The organism is Rhodococcus sp. 008, assembly GCF_001682295.1.
GTDB lineage: Bacteria > Actinomycetota > Actinomycetes > Mycobacteriales > Mycobacteriaceae > Rhodococcus_F > Rhodococcus_F qingshengii.
On the sequence record NZ_CP015203.1, the window covers coordinates 193,116 to 209,241 of the forward strand.

13 protein-coding genes and 2 pseudogenes are annotated in these 16,126 nt (G+C 62.1%); 5 read left to right on the forward strand and 10 right to left on the reverse strand.

Features of this window, described 5'->3' with window-relative positions; genetic code table 11:
• Positions 1-135: 135 nt before the first annotated feature.
• The 4 genes and pseudogenes from AOT96_RS31240 to AOT96_RS31255 form a co-directional block, all read right to left on the reverse strand.
• Positions 136-824 (reverse strand): annotated as a pseudogene (locus AOT96_RS31240) (cytochrome c oxidase subunit I); the annotation flags it as partial.
• A 132-nt stretch (positions 825-956) separates the two neighbouring features.
• Positions 957-2,579, reverse strand: a complete 1,623-nt coding sequence (locus tag AOT96_RS31245) for an NlpC/P60 family protein (RefSeq protein ID WP_081377629.1) — start codon at positions 2,577-2,579, stop codon at positions 957-959.
• Positions 2,580-2,834: 255 nt separating this feature from the next.
• Positions 2,835-3,158 (reverse strand): hypothetical protein, encoded by a 324-nt coding sequence (locus AOT96_RS35505; RefSeq protein ID WP_134929860.1) that lies wholly within the window; start codon positions 3,156-3,158, stop codon positions 2,835-2,837.
• Positions 3,159-3,936: 778 nt separating this feature from the next.
• Positions 3,937-4,299, reverse strand: coding sequence for an ArsR/SmtB family transcription factor (locus AOT96_RS31255; RefSeq protein WP_047270658.1), 363 nt, complete (start codon positions 4,297-4,299; stop codon positions 3,937-3,939).
• A 101-nt stretch (positions 4,300-4,400) separates the two neighbouring features.
• Here AOT96_RS31255 and AOT96_RS31260 point away from each other — a divergent pair, with 101 nt between their 5' ends.
• A complete protein-coding gene (locus AOT96_RS31260; protein ID WP_047270622.1) occupies positions 4,401-6,416 on the forward strand; it encodes a heavy metal translocating P-type ATPase in 2,016 nt (671 codons plus the stop codon).
• Positions 6,417-6,611: 195 nt separating this feature from the next.
• On the forward strand, positions 6,612-6,779 hold the full coding sequence (locus AOT96_RS35510) for a hypothetical protein (protein WP_155419211.1): 168 nt from the start codon (positions 6,612-6,614) through the stop codon (positions 6,777-6,779).
• 272 nt (positions 6,780-7,051) lie between these two features.
• On the opposite strand, the gene phoU is transcribed toward AOT96_RS35510, so the two are convergent.
• From phoU to ccsB, 5 genes are all read right to left on the reverse strand, one after another.
• Complete coding sequence (gene phoU, locus AOT96_RS31265; protein ID WP_047270619.1) at positions 7,052-7,717, reverse strand: phosphate signaling complex protein PhoU; 666 nt, start codon at positions 7,715-7,717, stop codon at positions 7,052-7,054.
• Between the two features lie 233 nt (positions 7,718-7,950).
• The gene (locus AOT96_RS36170) at positions 7,951-8,184 is read right to left on the reverse strand and encodes an ANTAR domain-containing protein (protein WP_054827431.1); all 234 of its coding nucleotides are present in this window, start codon (positions 8,182-8,184) and stop codon (positions 7,951-7,953) included.
• Between the two features lie 1,449 nt (positions 8,185-9,633).
• Positions 9,634-9,963, reverse strand: a complete 330-nt coding sequence (locus tag AOT96_RS31280; RefSeq protein ID WP_054827429.1) for a hypothetical protein — start codon at positions 9,961-9,963, stop codon at positions 9,634-9,636.
• Positions 9,960-10,229, reverse strand: a complete 270-nt coding sequence (locus AOT96_RS36660) for a WhiB family transcriptional regulator (RefSeq protein WP_052959928.1) — start codon at positions 10,227-10,229, stop codon at positions 9,960-9,962. The genes AOT96_RS31280 and AOT96_RS36660 overlap by 4 nt, the downstream gene beginning before the upstream one ends.
• 270 nt (positions 10,230-10,499) lie before the next feature.
• On the reverse strand, positions 10,500-11,486 hold the full coding sequence (ccsB, locus tag AOT96_RS31290) for a c-type cytochrome biogenesis protein CcsB (RefSeq protein ID WP_047270614.1): 987 nt from the start codon (positions 11,484-11,486) through the stop codon (positions 10,500-10,502).
• Positions 11,487-12,417: 931 nt separating this feature from the next.
• Between ccsB and AOT96_RS31295 the strand changes: the two genes are divergently transcribed.
• On the forward strand, positions 12,418-13,761 hold the full coding sequence (locus AOT96_RS31295; RefSeq protein ID WP_047270613.1) for a magnesium transporter MgtE N-terminal domain-containing protein: 1,344 nt from the start codon (positions 12,418-12,420) through the stop codon (positions 13,759-13,761).
• A 43-nt stretch (positions 13,762-13,804) separates the two neighbouring features.
• Positions 13,805-15,427: an Nramp family divalent metal transporter gene (locus AOT96_RS31300; protein ID WP_047270656.1), complete on the forward strand. Its 1,623-nt coding sequence runs from the start codon at positions 13,805-13,807 to the stop codon at positions 15,425-15,427.
• A gap of 63 nt (positions 15,428-15,490) precedes the next feature.
• On the opposite strand, the pseudogene AOT96_RS31305 reads toward AOT96_RS31300, so the two are convergent.
• Positions 15,491-15,754, reverse strand: a pseudogene (locus tag AOT96_RS31305) (cytochrome b); the annotation flags it as partial.
• A 201-nt stretch (positions 15,755-15,955) separates the two neighbouring features.
• Between AOT96_RS31305 and AOT96_RS36480 the strand changes: the two are divergent.
• Complete coding sequence (locus tag AOT96_RS36480; RefSeq protein ID WP_223304459.1) at positions 15,956-16,087, forward strand: MerR family DNA-binding transcriptional regulator; 132 nt, start codon at positions 15,956-15,958, stop codon at positions 16,085-16,087.
• The last annotated feature ends 39 nt before the right edge of the window (positions 16,088-16,126 follow it).

The window sequence follows — 16,126 nt, forward strand, 5'->3', positions numbered from 1 at the left end:
TCATGCCAGTCTCATCCGTCGCCGGCACAGTCATCACCGAAATTGGGAACGAACTCATGGCGACTTCGTGTCCTCACTTCTTCCCGTCATACGTGCGACATATATTGCGTACACGTAGTTTGCGGACGACACGGCTCACTCGGATCCGTTTCCCGCCAGTGTGCTCGTTGTGGGATGGAACCTTCCGGTGTGAGCTTCAGCCCGAATCCGTTCCACCATGTGTGGGTGGTGCATCTCGAACGCCGGACACTCGGAGCGGATAGGGGCTCGGTGAAGTTGTGGCGTGGCGGCGGACAGCTGGTCGCCCACTCGAGAGAATTGCCATTGCCCCACGGATCGTCGACCGTGACGACTTCACCAAATCTGTAGCTCCTGAAGACGTTCCAGATGAACGGCAAGGTGAATGGTGAATGCACCCAAGACGAAGGACTCTACGGTCGAGATGGAGTTCAGTACCGCAAAGTCGTCCAAAGGTAGGTAATCCGCTTAGCGGCGCGGCATCCCCTCGACGCCGAGCCAGTGCTGCACGAGGAAGGTCATGTGGAATCCGCGAACGCCGCTTAGAAATGCCATTTGCCCAGCCACTCATCCATCACTCGGCCAGTCATCTTAGGGAACCAGAAGTAGATCCGCGCGTACGTGGTGAACACAACCGTACCGAAGACCACGTAGTGAAAATGTGCCACGCCGAAGTAACTGTCGGTGACCTGAAAATCGAACGGTGGTCTGGCCAGAAGCACCTCCGAAAGACCATCGACTAAGAAGGTGATCAAGAAACTGATCGAGAACAGCATCGGCGACTCGAAAGTCAATTGCCCCTTCCACCAATCCCGATAACGCCAACCCCACGATCCCCACATGTCCGCGCGCACGCCCGGCGAAACTCTTATGGAGACAGACGTACGCAACGATTTTCGCCGACCTCTGAAGCCAACCGTACCGCCGACGGAGAAGAGCTAGAGAAGCCTGGTCACATTGGGCACCATGCCGTCCCAACGCACCGGGGAAACCTTGACCACATCGCCGGACTGCGGGGATTCAAGCATCTGATTGTTGCCAAGGTAGAGCGCCTCGTGCTGACTTGCGTTGGGCCCGTAGAAGATCAGATCCCCTCGCTTCATCTGAGAGGCTGGAACCTGCCTTCCCGCGGTGTACTGGTACCCGGAGTAGTGCGGAAGTGAGATTCCCACACCAGCAAACGCATAGATCATGATTCCGGAACAGTCGAAGCCTGCATTTTCGAAATCACCGAAAGTGTCCGCGACTCCGCCGTCACGAATTCCGACGGTCGGCCCGTTTGCGTCTCCGCCTCCCCACGAATAGCGGACACCGAGTTGCGACATTGCCCGGTCGATGACAGTTTCGATGGCACCGTCACCGGTGACCGAATTCTGACCGTCGTCACTCACGCCACCTCCGGGCTCCGTCGTAACCGACGGAGCCTTGGTTGGAGAAGCAGGCGGTGACGGCGTAGCCGTCACCGACGTGGGAGCCCTTGTAGAAGCAGCAGACGGTGACGGCGTAGTCGTCACCGACGGCACCTTCGTCTCCGAGGAATCATCGCTGATCTGGGTATGCGGACGCTGTCTGCTGGCAATGTCCGCGGCGCGATCACGTGCAATTTGATCCGCAGCAACCCGGGTCGCAGCTTCCGATGCTGCTTGCTGCGCTGCGGCGATCGCCGCAGCGGTAGCTGCTTCCTCTGCTCTGCGCTGAGTATCCCACTGGTCGTAGACCTGACGCTGGTTCTGCAATCCCGTCGCGCTGTTTCTCGCTGCCTCCAACTCGATTTGCGCGGAATCGCGCTCCTTCATGACCACTGCCTGTTGCTCTGTTGCCGACTTCTGCGCATCCGTCACGCGCTGGATTGCTTCCATTGCGAGGGCTTTGTTGTCTTCTGCTCTGGCTGCAGCAGCGTCGGCGGTCGCCTGGGCCGCCCGTGCCACAGACTCCGTGTTCGATCGCGCCGTTCGTGCGCGCTGAAGCTCGTCCATGACCGCGTTGTGCTTCTTCGTAATCATCCGCACCAGGTCAGCTTTGGCCAAGAGATCGTCGGGGCTGTCGCTTCCGAGGAAGACGGTCAGCGAGCCGGCGGTGCTGCCTTGTCTGTAGCTGGCGGCAACGAAATCGTCGAACTGCTGTTGCGCCACCTCGATTGCCTGCCCAGCCACTCCCATGTCGGTGCGTGCAGCTGCCCCAGCAGCAGTGGCGGCCACCGCGACATCACGGGATGACTGAAGGTCCACCAACGCCTTGTTCACGTCCTCCCGCTTGATCGCAACCTGGGCGGCGATCTCAGCGAGTTGCGCATTCGCCGACGCAACGTCGTTGATCAGATCGCCGATACGGCCCAGAGTTTGATCCACGCGTGAGTCTGCCTGTTGCAACTCGGTATCGCTCGGATTCGGTGGCGGCGGCGGAACCGCCATCGCGATACCGGGAGTGGTTGCGACGATCGATCCGGCGAGAGCCAGACCAAGGACGGCGTGAGCGACTCTCGTGCGAGCATGCGTGAGTCGATTCCGTTGCCTCACAAACACCCCTCGTCCTCGACGACTCAAACTGCGCTCGACACCCATGTACTAAGGACAATAGTAGATAAACATCATCAACTGCCCCATATGACAAAAAGCGTCACATGTTTCCCTCGCGCACCACAGATCGGCTAACCGTGCTGTCGTACCGGATTGGACCAGAACGGCAATGCTCCTGACCTCGGGACCGTTCGCACCCGCTGCGTGGAATCGCCACCCCGCCTTGCTCAGGAATGTCGGGTGCACGCACGAGGCGCCGGCGGGCACATCCCGATTGTCATTGCGCCTGCTGAAGGTTCGTTACAGAGCGATGGTGATCGCCGCGGTGTGCAACTGGCCTCCTGTCTGGAACTCGATGAACAGTCGCCAGTCGCCGGATTTCGAGAGTTTCGCAGGTACATCGAATTCCGGACCTCGCTGATCGCTGTCCAGTGGCGTCAGATCAGCAAAGGCGAGAGTCTGTGCATGGATTGCAGTGACATGGACATAGGCGCCCTCGTAGCGCTGCACGTCGGATCCCTGCTCGTCGCCTCCGGCAATGTCCACCGTGAGCTCTCCCGACTGGCCGGGTGTGAGTTTCCCCGCGACCGTGAGCGTGTAGCCGTCGACCGAGGTCGACGGCATGGCGTGTGGAAGCCTTTCCGGAGTCCCCTCCCCAGGAACTGTGACCAGCTGCGAAAGCACCTGCGTTTCAGAGGTTTTCCCGCTAAGAGCCCTAAACTGGGCGTATACGCGGTATCTCCCGGGTACGAGGCCTGAGATCGGGGCGCTCCACGTGCCGTCGCCAGCCATGATCGGATGCAGATGCGCGAATCTCGTCGAGTCATCCCGAATGAAATACAGATGCATGAGCTGGCCTTGCTCTGCCTCGTACTCGGTTACCGCGCCACCCCCTGAATCGTCGATTCGGAATCTCCACGTCGTGGCTTGACCGGCGGGAATCATCGAATCATCAGTAATCAGCGCCATATCGGAGGTGCTGGACTCGAGCCCATTCATCACTGCCGAGGGTTCGCCGGCCTTGCTCGACGATGACTGAAGGGAAGGCTCCGCACTATCGGTACCGCTGTTCGTGCAGGCCGTGAGTGATGTCACGGCGGCGGCGACCACAGCCGCCACCGTCATGTACCGAGGCAGACTGCGAATATCCATCGGGTTGGATCGCTTTCTTTGTTCCACCGACCAAGGGAGGAGATGTCAGGGGTCGAAATGAAGGGTAGCCCGATCAGGAGATTGCCGATTGATCAACACATTCATCTCGCCCCAGCGAGTAGATCGAGGTTGGTAACACCACTGCAGCATGAGCTTCAGCGAGTGTGTCGCCGCACGCACTGATCACCTGGTCGTCGGACGCGCCGCCGAGGGACTCCGGCGTCGATTGGCCACATATGGGGTGAGCTCTTTACAGGGCAGGGATCGGGTCGTCGGCGATTCCGAGCCCGAGATGTTCGATGTGATAGACCGCTTCGTCGAGAAGCATCGCCACATGATTGTCGTACAGGCTGTACACGACGTTGCGGCCCTGCCGCGTCCCCGTCACCAACCCCATCGCACGCAGCAGTCGCAGTTGATGCGAGACAGCGGACTGCTCCATCCCCACCGCCTCCACCAGGTCACCCACAGAACACGCCCCGTGCCGCAGCCGAGTCAACATCCGCAGTCGACTCGGCGTCGCCAACGCCTGCAACGTGGCAGCCACCGTCGCGGCCGACTCCGCATCGAGCTGCGCGGGCGGTGTGGACGTGCCTTCGACTCCGTGACCCATGTGAAGCATCTTACCCATCATGATTACATGAAGAGGTCTTCATGTTTTCCTGTATCGTGGCGTTCGTTCCTACCCCCCTGCCCCCAGCCGGAAGCCGTGCCATGACCACCCCTGTACGCAGCGATCCACACACCGAGCCCGCGGCGCCCCGGGCCGCAACCGCCGTCCGCACCCGGCCGTTCGCACTCCCGGAAGTGCGGTGGGCAGCCATCGCGACCGGGCTGTTCGTCCTCGGGCTTGCCGCTCAGTTCGGCGGTGCCCCGACCTGGCTGTGGTGGACGCTGTATCTGGGCTGCTACGTCACCGGCGGGTGGGAGCCCGCACTGGCGGGCTTGCAGGCGCTTCGAGAGAAAACCCTCGACGTCGACCTGCTCATGATCGTCGCCGCGATCGGCGCCGCGGCGATCGGCCAGGTCCTCGACGGCGGCCTGCTGATCGTCATCTTCGCCACCTCCGGCGCGTTGGAAGCATTCCTGACCCAGCGCACCGCCGACTCGGTGCGCAGCCTGCTCGATCTTGCTCCCGAACGTGCCACCGTCATCGGCCCTGACGGGCACGAAACCATGGTGGATGCGGCGTCGTTGACGGCAGGTGATGTGATCGTCGTCCGGCCGGGCGAGCGGATCGGCGGCGACGGCCGGATCATCTCCGGAAGCAGCGATGTCGATCAGGCCTCGATCACAGGAGAACCCCTACCAGTGGCAAAACATCGCGATGACGAGGTGTTCGCCGGAACCCTCAACGGGACCGGCACTCTGCGAATCCGGATCGATCACGCGGCATCGGAGACGGTCGTCGCGCGGATCGTGGCGATGGTCGAAGAAGCGTCCGCCACCAAAGCGAAGTCGCAGCTGTTCATCGAGAAGGTCGAGCAGTACTACTCGGTCGGAGTCGTGGCCGCGACCCTCGCAGTGTTCTTCATCCCGTTCGCGCTCGGCGGCGCCCTGCAACCGTCGCTGCTGCGAGCGATGACGTTCATGATCGTCGCCTCCCCGTGCGCAGTCGTGCTGGCCACGATGCCGCCGCTACTGGCGGCGATGGCCAACGCCGGCCGCAACGGCGTGTTGGTCAAATCCGCCGTCGTGATGGAGCAGCTCGGTTCGGTCACCACCGTCGCATTCGACAAAACCGGAACCCTCACCAAGGGGTCCCCGGCCCTGACGGACATCCGGCCGATGAGCGGGGCGAACCTCGCCGCCGACGAGCTGCTCACGTTCGCCGCCGCGGCCGAGCATCCCAGTGAGCACCCGCTCGCTGACGCGGTCGTCGCCGCTGCCCGCCAACGCGGGTTGCAGGTGCCCCCTGTCGAAGAGTTCGACTCCGCCCCCGGCCGGGGAGTGCGAGCACGCCTGAACGGTCGCCGGATTCAGGTCGGCAGCCCCGCACACCTGCTTCCAGCGGCGTCGGCCGCGATCGCGGACCGTGCCACGGCGCAAGCGATGTCTGCGGCCGCCGAAATGGAAGCCGGCGGAAAGACCGCGATCGTGGTGATTGTCGACGCCGCACCGATCGGAGTACTCGGACTGGCCGATCAACTCCGCGACGGCGCCCGCGACGTCGTCGACGAACTGACCACCCTCACCGGACACACTCCGGTTCTACTGACCGGCGACAATCCCCGCGCCGCCGCTGCGCTCGCCGCACAGGTCGGGATCACCGACATGCGAGCCGGACTCCTCCCCGAGGACAAGGTCACCGCCGTCGCCGACCTCGAACGCAGCGGCGCGAAAGTGCTACTGGTCGGTGACGGTGTCAACGACGCCCCCGCACTCGCCGCCGCGCACACCGGCATCGCCATGGGCCGCGCCGGATCCGACCTCGCACTCGACACCGCCGACGCCGTCATCGTCCGTGACGAACTCGCCACCATCGCGCGCGTGATCGCCCTCTCACGCCGTGCCCGGCGCATCGTGATCGCCAACCTCGCGATCGCCGCCACCTTCATCACCACCCTCGTCCTGTGGGACCTGTTCGGGCACTTACCGTTACCCCTCGGCGTCGCCGGACACGAAGGCTCCACCGTCATCGTCGGACTCAACGGAATGCGACTACTTTCCCAACGCGCGTGGCGCTACGAGACAGGCAACCTCGGGTGGCGCCGGGCTCGATCCATCTAGAGAAGAGGTACATCTCCCAAGCAAAGGTCGTCCGCCTTCGATTGCCTGCGCGCTACGTAGTGGCGAAGGGAACCCGCGAGTTTTGCCGCGGGACGCCGTCAATGGACCACCCGCCATGAGCAATCTACTATTGACGATAGTAGGTTGTTGATCGACACTGTCCCAGACCGCTCGATCCGAGCATAGGAGAACTCCATGAGCTTGGCGCCGTTCCTCGTCGTAGTTCTCGGAATTCCAGCAGGAATGGCCGCCATAATTGGACTGATGACCGCGGGCAACGAGAGAAAGAGCCGAGTTGACCGACCGATGCGACGCATGCGCGCGGAGATCAGTCGACTCAATTCGGAGAACGCCGCACAGTAGCCCGGCACGGCATCGACCATGCTCACCGCCGATACACTCGTGCTGCATCTCATCTCGCAACCACGAGCGGGACCACGGACGTGGGGTCAAGATCCTTCCTCGGGAGAGGCGACGTCGTGCAGCCAAGGTCGGGCGCGAGAATCGAACTCCCAACGCAACACCAAATCGGATCTCATCACACTGTCCACGTCTTCCGACTGACCAGACAGCCGGCTTCCACATCGGGGCCGGAATGCGTCATCTCCCCTCCTGACATCCCGGCAAGCTTCAACCTACGGAAGGAGCGCGTCGGGTCGGGCGGGGAGTCGACCGGTTTCGAGGAAGATGATGCGTCGTCCGATTTCCACAGTGTGGTCGCAGAATCGTTCGTAGAACCGTCCGAGCAGGGTGATGTCGACAGCAGCTTGCACTCCGTGCGGCCATTGTTGGGCTTGGGTGACGGTGAACAGGCGCCGGTGCAGTTCGTCCATGACCGTGTCGGCGGCCACAAGCTCTTGCGCGTGAGCAGAATCGACGTGCCGCAGTATTACCTGGGTTTCGGTCGCCCGAGCCACTGCTGTCCTTCCCATGTCCGCTACGACTGCCCGCGCTTCGGGCGGTACGGCCGACGTCGGGTGGCGCAGGCGCGCGATCTTGGCGATGTGGACGGCCAGTGCGCCCATACGTTGCAGACTTGCGGCGATGTGCAAACCGCCAACGGTAAATCGGAGGTCATGTGCCACAGGGGCTTGTAAGGCGAGAAGTGAGAATGACTTGTGTTCCCAGTCGGAGGCGGCCCGCTCGAGGTCGGTGTTCGCGTCGAGTACTCGCTCGGCGGTGCGAAGGTCGGCATCGAGGAGGGCTGCCGTTGCCTCCGACATCGCTGTCACGGTGAGCCCGCACATCGACGCCAGGCCACACGAGAGGTCGTCGAGGCTGTCGGCGAAATGTGTGCGCATCTCATCACCCTAGATGTGTACCCAGCGGTTGTTTCGTCTTCAGTTCGATCCGGGGCATCGGGTCCATTGCGCCTCTTCTCGGCCTCCGTCCGGGCAATACCGTTTCTGTGCCCGCCGGTGACGGGTAGAAATGGATTGAAGCCGACAGCCGTAATGGGTGCTGTCGGCGAGGTGCCTGTGGTTAAGCAGTCAGCCGCAGGTGCCGACCACAACGCGATTCAGTCTGTCATCGGTCACAAACCGAGCAGCAGCTGATCGAATTGCGAACGCAACCCACCGAGTAGAGCGAAGTCTGCGCGAACACGGGCGCTCAACTGCTCGGACACCTGGCGGAGTTTGACGTTCTTCTGCTCCAAGCGCCAGATGAGAATGTCGAAGGCCCGCTCCGCGGAAATTCCGTACACGATCATCAGCATCACTTTGGCCTGCTCGATCGCTCCACGGGAGCTACTGATCTCATCGACCAACTCGTCGACCGACTCCCTGACCCATGCGGTCGAGCGTTTCGGTGACGTCTATGTAAAGACCGGCACTACCGATTACTTCGTCGTTGCCGCCGAGGATGCTGTCGCCCACCACGATTCACCGATCTCGTCACACCATTTGTGTCGACGATGCGATGTCTACTACTGAACGGCCCAAACTGGTCGCCGCCGGCACCGCCCTCTACGAGGCGTGAGGCATTATCTTCCTCGAAGACCAACTCGCGGAAGCCCGCCGCATCAACACCGAACTTCAACAGCAAGAAAGCGGACCCGGCGCATCACCCGAATACGCCCAGCACCTCCGACATCACCCCTCCCCCAATACTCTCCGCTACGCCACCACACCCACCTTCGCGGACTGCATCTTCACAGGGCGGATCTGTCCGAGCGGAAACGTCAGGAGTCGAACGCAGACAATGCTTTCGCTACAGTCGATCAATGCAGCACCATCCCGACGTGGCGTTGCACTCGGCCCACCGAACGCGATGTCGCGCAGGCCGAAAATTCGGTGGGCCGCCTCTGACTGCGCGCCCGTCGACCCTGACACCGGGCCGCACGGCCCATCAGGTCGGACGTCTCACCCTGACCTGGTGAACCACGGTGGAACTGTGTCCCCCCAACTGGCGAAAACACATACCCTCGCTCGGCCGCCGAAAACATGGGTACAGAAGAATTTCACCCCGGACAGCGCCTAGGAACCTTCGATCTTGCCGCAACGCCTGGCCGGGGGCAACGCCTAGAACACACACTCGTCTACGCGACCCCCATGGTGGCAGACATGGATTGATGGTGTCGACGTGTGCTCAGCACGTACCCGTGCGATCGCGTCGCGTTTCACTCGCGAGTGCATGGCAGCATTTTCCGAAATGAGGAGAGTGGGGCAAAGCACCACGGCAAACAGGACAAACCTCACCTCGACCGCCCGCGAAGCGTACGGCCTAGTCGTACACGTCCGGGAGCGGGCGCCGGCATCTACCGGTCTCATCGGTCCTCTGCCTTGTATGGTCGTCGAGACTGCCCTCCCGGCGTCAGCGCCCCATCGGTTGGGTAGAGCACATATGGTCCTGCAATGATGCACGGCCCAATCTCGCAGTTGCACCGAAAGCTCGCTCTCACTCGTCGATCTCGGCCAGAGAACCACGAACGGCACGGAGGACCTCACGAGATCAGTCCGAAAGCGAACTCCATGCCACCACAGCATTTTTCGCCGTGTCGCAAAGTCAAGACGGTCGGTGCTACGCCTGCAGCGCAAGTTTTCCAATCTGTAACTTCGATTATCTGTGCGCTAGCCGCCGAAAAGCAGTCCAGTGCAAGCCGAACCTCTACGCAATACAGTCAGGAGAACCTGATGACACCACACCCGAAGAGGGAGCATCACCGTGATCCGTCAAACGCCTGAGTCCGCGGGCGTGAGTGGTTTCAGCGACCGCCTCAGTGCTCGTTGATCCCAGGCCCTTGATGAGTGTGTATTGCGCACCGATTCGACACCGTAAAATCGACCGGGAAGCCATGCAGTGCAGTTATTCGCGTAACACGCGAATCTCGGATCTCTCCATCCCAGGCATCGTCGTGATCGCGCGCAGCGGGAGTTGGCATGCCATGTTCGAGCCCACGAGCTTTCATTTCCCCGTTCACATAGTAGAACCGCGCCTTTTGATTCGGGGTGTGGCGATCAAACCTGTCGTACAAGTATTGGTACTCCGCGACCAGGTCATCGCCCGTCATTCGGTAAACCGACAGAGGCGCCTCGTCATTCGTCATCGAATCGCCTCCTTGATACAGCGGCGCCGCAAGAGAATCTCGAAGACCATTCCCCGGCCGAGCGGACTTCGCAACGTGGATTTGCGGTTGACCCACGGGACAATTACACACCTGTCTCCGACGGGGTCAAAGGATGATCCCAGCTTTCGATCGGCTTCGGTCATGCCACCCCAGGTTCCGTACGGCTCACCAGCACCCAGGGCATACTCGCGACAACTACCGAGCAGGGGCAGTTCTGACAAATCCGCCGAGTCGGCGAATCCCACCGGCTTCCAGCAGTAAGACCACCCTCCACCGGCACTCGAACCTCGCCTTCCGTCACGCCCTCACCCGAATAACCTATAACCAAACCCGTGACTGCATTCAAACAAGCAGCAGGAAGGCAAGACACGAAGGAACCCCCCGCCGCCTCGAACGCACCAGTCGCGCCCCGCGACGTAGCCTACGAAGATCATTCTTTGGGCACTCATACGTTGTCTTCGCTTCGAACGCCACCGTGGACGTGCCCGTCGAGCTTCAATTCGATCACGAATCGCTCAGCTCAGACCGGCGTAGGAGTGCAATCCGGACACGACCATGTTGATGATGAACAGATTGAACAGCATCGAGACGAATCCTGCGATGTTTATCCAAGCGGCTTTGGTCTCGCGCCAACCTGCGGTCGCTCGGGCGTGGAGGTAGGCGGCGTAAATCACCCAGGCGATAAACGACATCGTCTCTTTGGGATCCCACCCCCAGAACCGACCCCAGGCTGCCTCCGCCCAGATCGCGCCGAGGATGACTCCGATACCAAAGAGAGGGAAGCCGACGATGACGGTTCTGTAGGCCAACCGGTCGAGTGTCTGGGCGTCGGGCAAACGACGAGCCATCGAACCTACAGGCCCGCGGCGCTCCGCGCCGGCGGGCTGTCGGATCCGTAGTAGGAACGCGAGGCTGGCCACGCCGGAAACCAGGAAGACGCCGCTGCCGATGCTGACGATTGTGACATGGATCGGAAGCCAGTAGGACTGCAGAGCCGGAACGACAGGCGCTGCGTCGGCGTAGAGCAGGGTTGCCGCAACGAACATCAGGATTAGGACCGGCGCCAGAAGAAAAACCCACATCGCGCGGTATGTCTGCCCACGCAGAAACACGATGCCAGTCGCCGTTGCGGCCGCGGTGGCCATGGTGACGAACTCGTACATGTTGCCCAACGGGAAACGTCCGGTTGCGAAGCCACGCAACACGATCGACACAAGGTGCAGTCCCAAGCCCACGACGAGAACCGCGGCACCCATGTTGCCGAGACGCTCGGGCACTGGCTTCGGCGGAGCCGAAACGATCCGTCCGGGCACTTCCGGCGACGGCGCCGAGACTCCCCCTGCCGCCACAAGCTTCCTGCTCCCCAACTCGAACCGGTGGACGTGGTCGGTGCGTGTCGCGGCGTAGTGCCAGATCAGCAACACGAGGGCTAACAGATACACGGCGAAGGCCGACTGGAACGACAGGTCACTCAGCCTGGCAATGGTTTGGTTGATGGGCACGGTGGGTCCTCTCCTGAGCCATCCGGGTTCTCAGATCAGATGCGGCCGCACCCGTCCAGCGAGTTTCTACTACTCGTACGTCATTCGTGGTCCATTAATCCGTGCCGCAGACTTGGCAGAATCGCACAACCTACAATTCCGTCTGGGATGCGCCGGACCCGCCGTACGCGTCATTGCCCGACCTCGGCGCACTGCGGTTTCGATCAGTCGTCCGTTCAGATCAGCATGCCCGTAGAGGTCGGCGAGGGCACATATTGACTACTATGCCCGATAGTAGTCAATGTTGTGTGGCTCAACGGGGAGTCACCCGGAAAATGAGGCTGCCGTCGGATACCGCGTTCCGCGGCGCTGAGTGATATGCCAAACCCCTCAGGGCGCAAGGGCTCGCTGACGCAACGAACATTGCCATGTCACCGAGCGAACACGTTGACGCATTGATCTGCTGACCGACCCTCCGGGGACGCGACTTCGCGCTCACGGCAACGCTTCTAGGTGCACTGGACCACGTGCGCGATAGATGGGCGGATGTATGAATACGCTCACCAAAGGCGGGGTCGACCGTGCATCCGCATTGAGCCTCTGCTCCGACAACCTCACAACCCGAACCGCTACGCCAGAAGTCGCCGAGCTTGAGAGTCGCCCCAAACGGCTCCCAAACCGGACTTTACATGCATAGGTGCGCATGTAACAATACCGGAGCGGGAAGGCTTGTCCGCGAAGCGAGAAGGTGGCGTGCTTGAAGTTTTGGTCGCGAGTTTCAACCATGCAGATGCGTCGTCACCGGCGAACTGAGTCGCAACTGACCGAGCCGCGCCGAACTTAGGCCACGCTTGTCCGTCCACCGACCTTTCAATCGGACATCAATAGCCGTCGCGCGAGTGTGCGCATCCTGCGTGGCTCGTCCCACCACCCACCGACGCGAGGAGTGCCGATGACCGAGTCAGCGACCGACGGAGCCCCCACGCATCCGGTGATCCATCTCTCACAGCTACTGAAGCGACCAGTGATCGCACGGAATGGGGACATCGTCGGCGCCCTAGACGATCTGATCGTGCGATTGCTCGGCGTGGACACCTACCCGACGGTATCCGGGCTGGTAGTCAATGTCGGTGGTCGGCGAGTGTACGTTTCTGTCGAACGGATCGAGCACCTCGACGGGGACCGGGTGATGCTGGCGCAGAACAAGGTGGACCTGCGCGGGTTCGAGCGCCGCGAGGGCGAGGTACTGCTGCGTTCCGACGTCCTTGGCCATCGGCTGATCGACGTCCCGGCCGCGGAGCTGGTGCACGCCTACGACATCGAACTCGAGAACCCCGGTCACGGGTGGGTACTCGCACGGCTCGACACTCGCCGCCCGGCCCGGTTCTTCGGCTTAATCAAATCCCATGGAGGACACGCCAGTCGGGATTGGAAAGCGTTCGAACCCTTGATCGGCCACAAACACAGCATGGTAGTGCGGCGGGTCGGCGGGCGAGTCGGCACCCTTAAACCGGCGCAGATTGCAGATCTGCTCGAGGGCGCAGACAAGCGCGAGGGTGGGGAAATCCTTGACCGCGTCCACACCGACCCCGAGCTTGAGGCGGACGTTTTCGAAGAGCTCGACCCGGGCAAGGCCAACAAGCTGCTCGCCGACATGAGCGACGTCGAGGTGGCCGGTGTGCTTGGTCTCATGCGCGCAGACGACGCCGCCGACGCAGTCGCAGAGTTACGACAGTCCCGCCGTCGACGAGTGCTCGATCTGATGCCGGCCGGCCAACGCACGAAGGTGATCACACTAATGGGGTTCAATTCGTCCAGCGCCGGCGGCCTGATGAGCGTCGACGTCATCTCCTGCGCCGCCACCGCCACTGCGGCGCAGGCCCTGTCGGCAATCTCAGCAGCACGGTCCATGCAGCCCGAGGCTCTGCTGAAGGTGCACGTGCTCACCGACGCCGGCCGGCTGATCGGGGTGGCGTCGGTCATCCGGCTGCTGCAATCGGAGTCGGTGACCCCGATCGTCGACATCATGGACACCGACCCTGTGCGCGTGACCCCCGTGGCGGACCTAACCGAGGTGGCGGTGCTGATGGCCGACTATAACCTCGCGACGATCCCAGTCGTCGACGATGCCGACCACGTCGTCGGCGTGGTCACCGTCGACGATGTCCTCGAGGCCTCCATCCCCGACGACTGGCGACGGCGAGAACCTGCACCGAGGCCCATCGTCGAGCGCGCCACCGACCACCCTACGACCAACACCACCTCCACAGATCCAGGCGGTGATGACCGTGGCTGAACCCGAGATCACCGACGCCACCCCGGCACATACGCCTGTCGGTATGCCTGAACCGCGACCGTCCGCAGTCCTCGATTCCGCGCACCTCGGCGACATCGAGGGGGCGCTCGGAAGAATCAGTTTGTCCGACAAGGAATCTCGCCGCACTTTCAAGGCTCGGATGCTGACCATGTTGGCGATCGTCGGGCCTGGCCTCATCGTCATGGTCGGTGACAACGACGCCGGCGGTGTTGCCACCTACGCGCAGGCCGGCCAGAACTACGGGTACTCGCTGCTTTGGGTGTTGCTATTGTTGATTCCAGTGCTGATCGTCAACCAGGAGATGGTTGTCCGACTCGGGGCGGTGACCGGGGTGGGGCATGCCCGGCTGATAAACGAGCGCTTCGGCCGCGGGTGGGGCTGGTTCTCGGTCGGCGATCTGTTCGTATTGAACTTCCTGACCATCGTCGCCGAGTTCATCGGAGTTTCACTGGCCGCCAGCTACTTCGGCGTCTCACGGTACATCGTCGTGCCGACCGCTGCGGTCGCGTTGATCGCGATCATGGCCACCGGCAGCTTCCGCCGCTGGGAACGTGCGATGTTCGTCTTCATCGCCGTCACGGCGGTACAGATCCCGATGCTGCTGCTCTCACACCCAGACTGGGGTCGCGCTGCCCGAGACTTCGCGATTCCGGGCGTCCGAGGCGGGATCACCTCGGACGCGGTGTTGTTGATTATCGCAATCGTCGGCACCACTGTCGCGCCGTGGCAACTGTTCTTCCAACAGTCCAACATCATCGACAAACGGATCACCCCGCGGTTCATCAGCTACGAACGAGCCGACACCGTCCTCGGGGCGCTGGTCGTCGTCGCCGGCGCAGCGGCATTGATGATGACCGCCGACTACGCCGCCCGCTCAACTGGCAGTGTCGGAGAATTCGTGGACGCCGGCGACATCGCGCGCCTACTCAGCGCGAATGGTTCCGTCCTCGGCCCGATCTTCGCGATCGTGCTTCTCGACGCCTCGATCATCGGTGCCGCTGCGGTCACTCTGTCGACCAGCTACGCCTTCGGTGACGTGTTCGGGATCAGCCACTCGCTACACCGAGGGTTCAAGGAGGCCAAACCCTTCTACCTCTCATACGGTGCCATGGTCCTCCTTGCCGCGGGGATCGTGCTGATCCCCGGCGCACCGCTTGGACTGATCACTACCGCCGTGCAGGCTCTTGCCGGACTGCTCCTGCCCAGCGCGAGCGTGTTCCTGTTGCTGCTGTGCAACGACCGGCAAGTACTCGGACCCTGGATTAATCCGCGCTGGCTCAACCTCGTCGCCGGGCTGATCGTCGCGGTCCTGCTGATGCTCTCGGGAATCCTCATGGCCACCACCGTTTTTCCCGACCTCAACGTGGTGACCGCCTCAATATACCTAGGGATAGCGTTGGTCGTCGCTGGCATCGTCGCAACAGTTGGCGTGCGGTGGCTCGACCGGCGCCGCGGCGTAGTCACCGCTCTGCCCCCTGACGTCGGGCGAGAGGCAAAGATGCAGTGGCGGATGCCGCCGCTGACGCTGCTCGAACCGGTCGTGTGGTCCTCCGGAACGAAACTGGGCATGCTGGCCTTGCGGGGCTACCTCGTCATCGGCGCGATACTTCTCGTGGTCAAGGCTATTCAACTCGGCAGCCGATAGGATGCCGAGCCGCAGCCAAATGAGAGTGCGAGTACCAGCAGCTCGGGAGTCACCACCACGCGGGATGCCGGTCTCGATGCCGTGCTCGAGAACCTCACGGTCGCTGCGCCGCAGACCCAGGCAGAACCGGTAGGTGACGAAGAACGCGATCGGGGGGCAGCAGCACCATGCCGATTCGGCCGATCCACATCATCGCGTTCAGCGAGATGTTGAACTTGTACGCAATGATGTCGTTGACGCAGGGGATCGTCAGACCAGGTAGAACGCGATGACCATCGCGCCGATCGCGGTGCGGACCGGAACGTCCCGCGGACGCTGCAGCAGGTTTGCCTGCGTGCGGTGGTAGTCGGAGATTCAGCACCGATCGCAGGGCTCGCGGGTTCGGATGCTGCGCTTCCTCGTCGTGGTCGTGGTACTGATGGCCGACTATAAACTCGCGACAATCCCAGTCGTCGGCGTGGTCACCGTCGACGATGTCCTGCCGCCGGGCAGAACAACTTGACTCCGTAGCCGGGTACAGGGTTCACAATGGCAACATGCGTAGCAGTGAACTGGCCACCCTCACGGGTGAATGTGCAGACGTTGCGGTACTACGAACGGCGCGGACTCCTGCAGCAGCCTCCACGATCCGCCTCGGGATACCGCTCATATCCGGGATGAGGCGGTCGAGATTATCCGGTTCGTCAAACGCACCCAGGA

Coding starts and splice junctions, on each gene's coding strand:
- AOT96_RS31245 (WP_081377629.1), bottom strand. CDS start 2,579: ATGGGTGTCGAGCGCAGTTTGAGTCGTCGAGGACGAGGGGTGTTTGTG.
- AOT96_RS35505 (WP_134929860.1), bottom strand. CDS start 3,158: ATGCCGTCGACCTCGGTCGACGGCTACACGCTCACGGTCGCGGGGAAA.
- AOT96_RS31255 (WP_047270658.1), bottom strand. CDS start 4,299: ATGGGTCACGGAGTCGAAGGCACGTCCACACCGCCCGCGCAGCTCGAT.
- AOT96_RS31260 (WP_047270622.1), top strand. CDS start 4,401: ATGACCACCCCTGTACGCAGCGATCCACACACCGAGCCCGCGGCGCCC.
- AOT96_RS35510 (WP_155419211.1), top strand. CDS start 6,612: ATGAGCTTGGCGCCGTTCCTCGTCGTAGTTCTCGGAATTCCAGCAGGA.
- phoU (WP_047270619.1), bottom strand. CDS start 7,717: ATGCGCACACATTTCGCCGACAGCCTCGACGACCTCTCGTGTGGCCTG.
- AOT96_RS31280 (WP_054827429.1), bottom strand. CDS start 9,963: ATGACGAATGACGAGGCGCCTCTGTCGGTTTACCGAATGACGGGCGAT.
- AOT96_RS31295 (WP_047270613.1), top strand. CDS start 12,418: ATGACCGAGTCAGCGACCGACGGAGCCCCCACGCATCCGGTGATCCAT.
- AOT96_RS31300 (WP_047270656.1), top strand. CDS start 13,805: ATGCCTGAACCGCGACCGTCCGCAGTCCTCGATTCCGCGCACCTCGGC.
- AOT96_RS36480 (WP_223304459.1), top strand. CDS start 15,956: ATGGCAACATGCGTAGCAGTGAACTGGCCACCCTCACGGGTGAATGTG.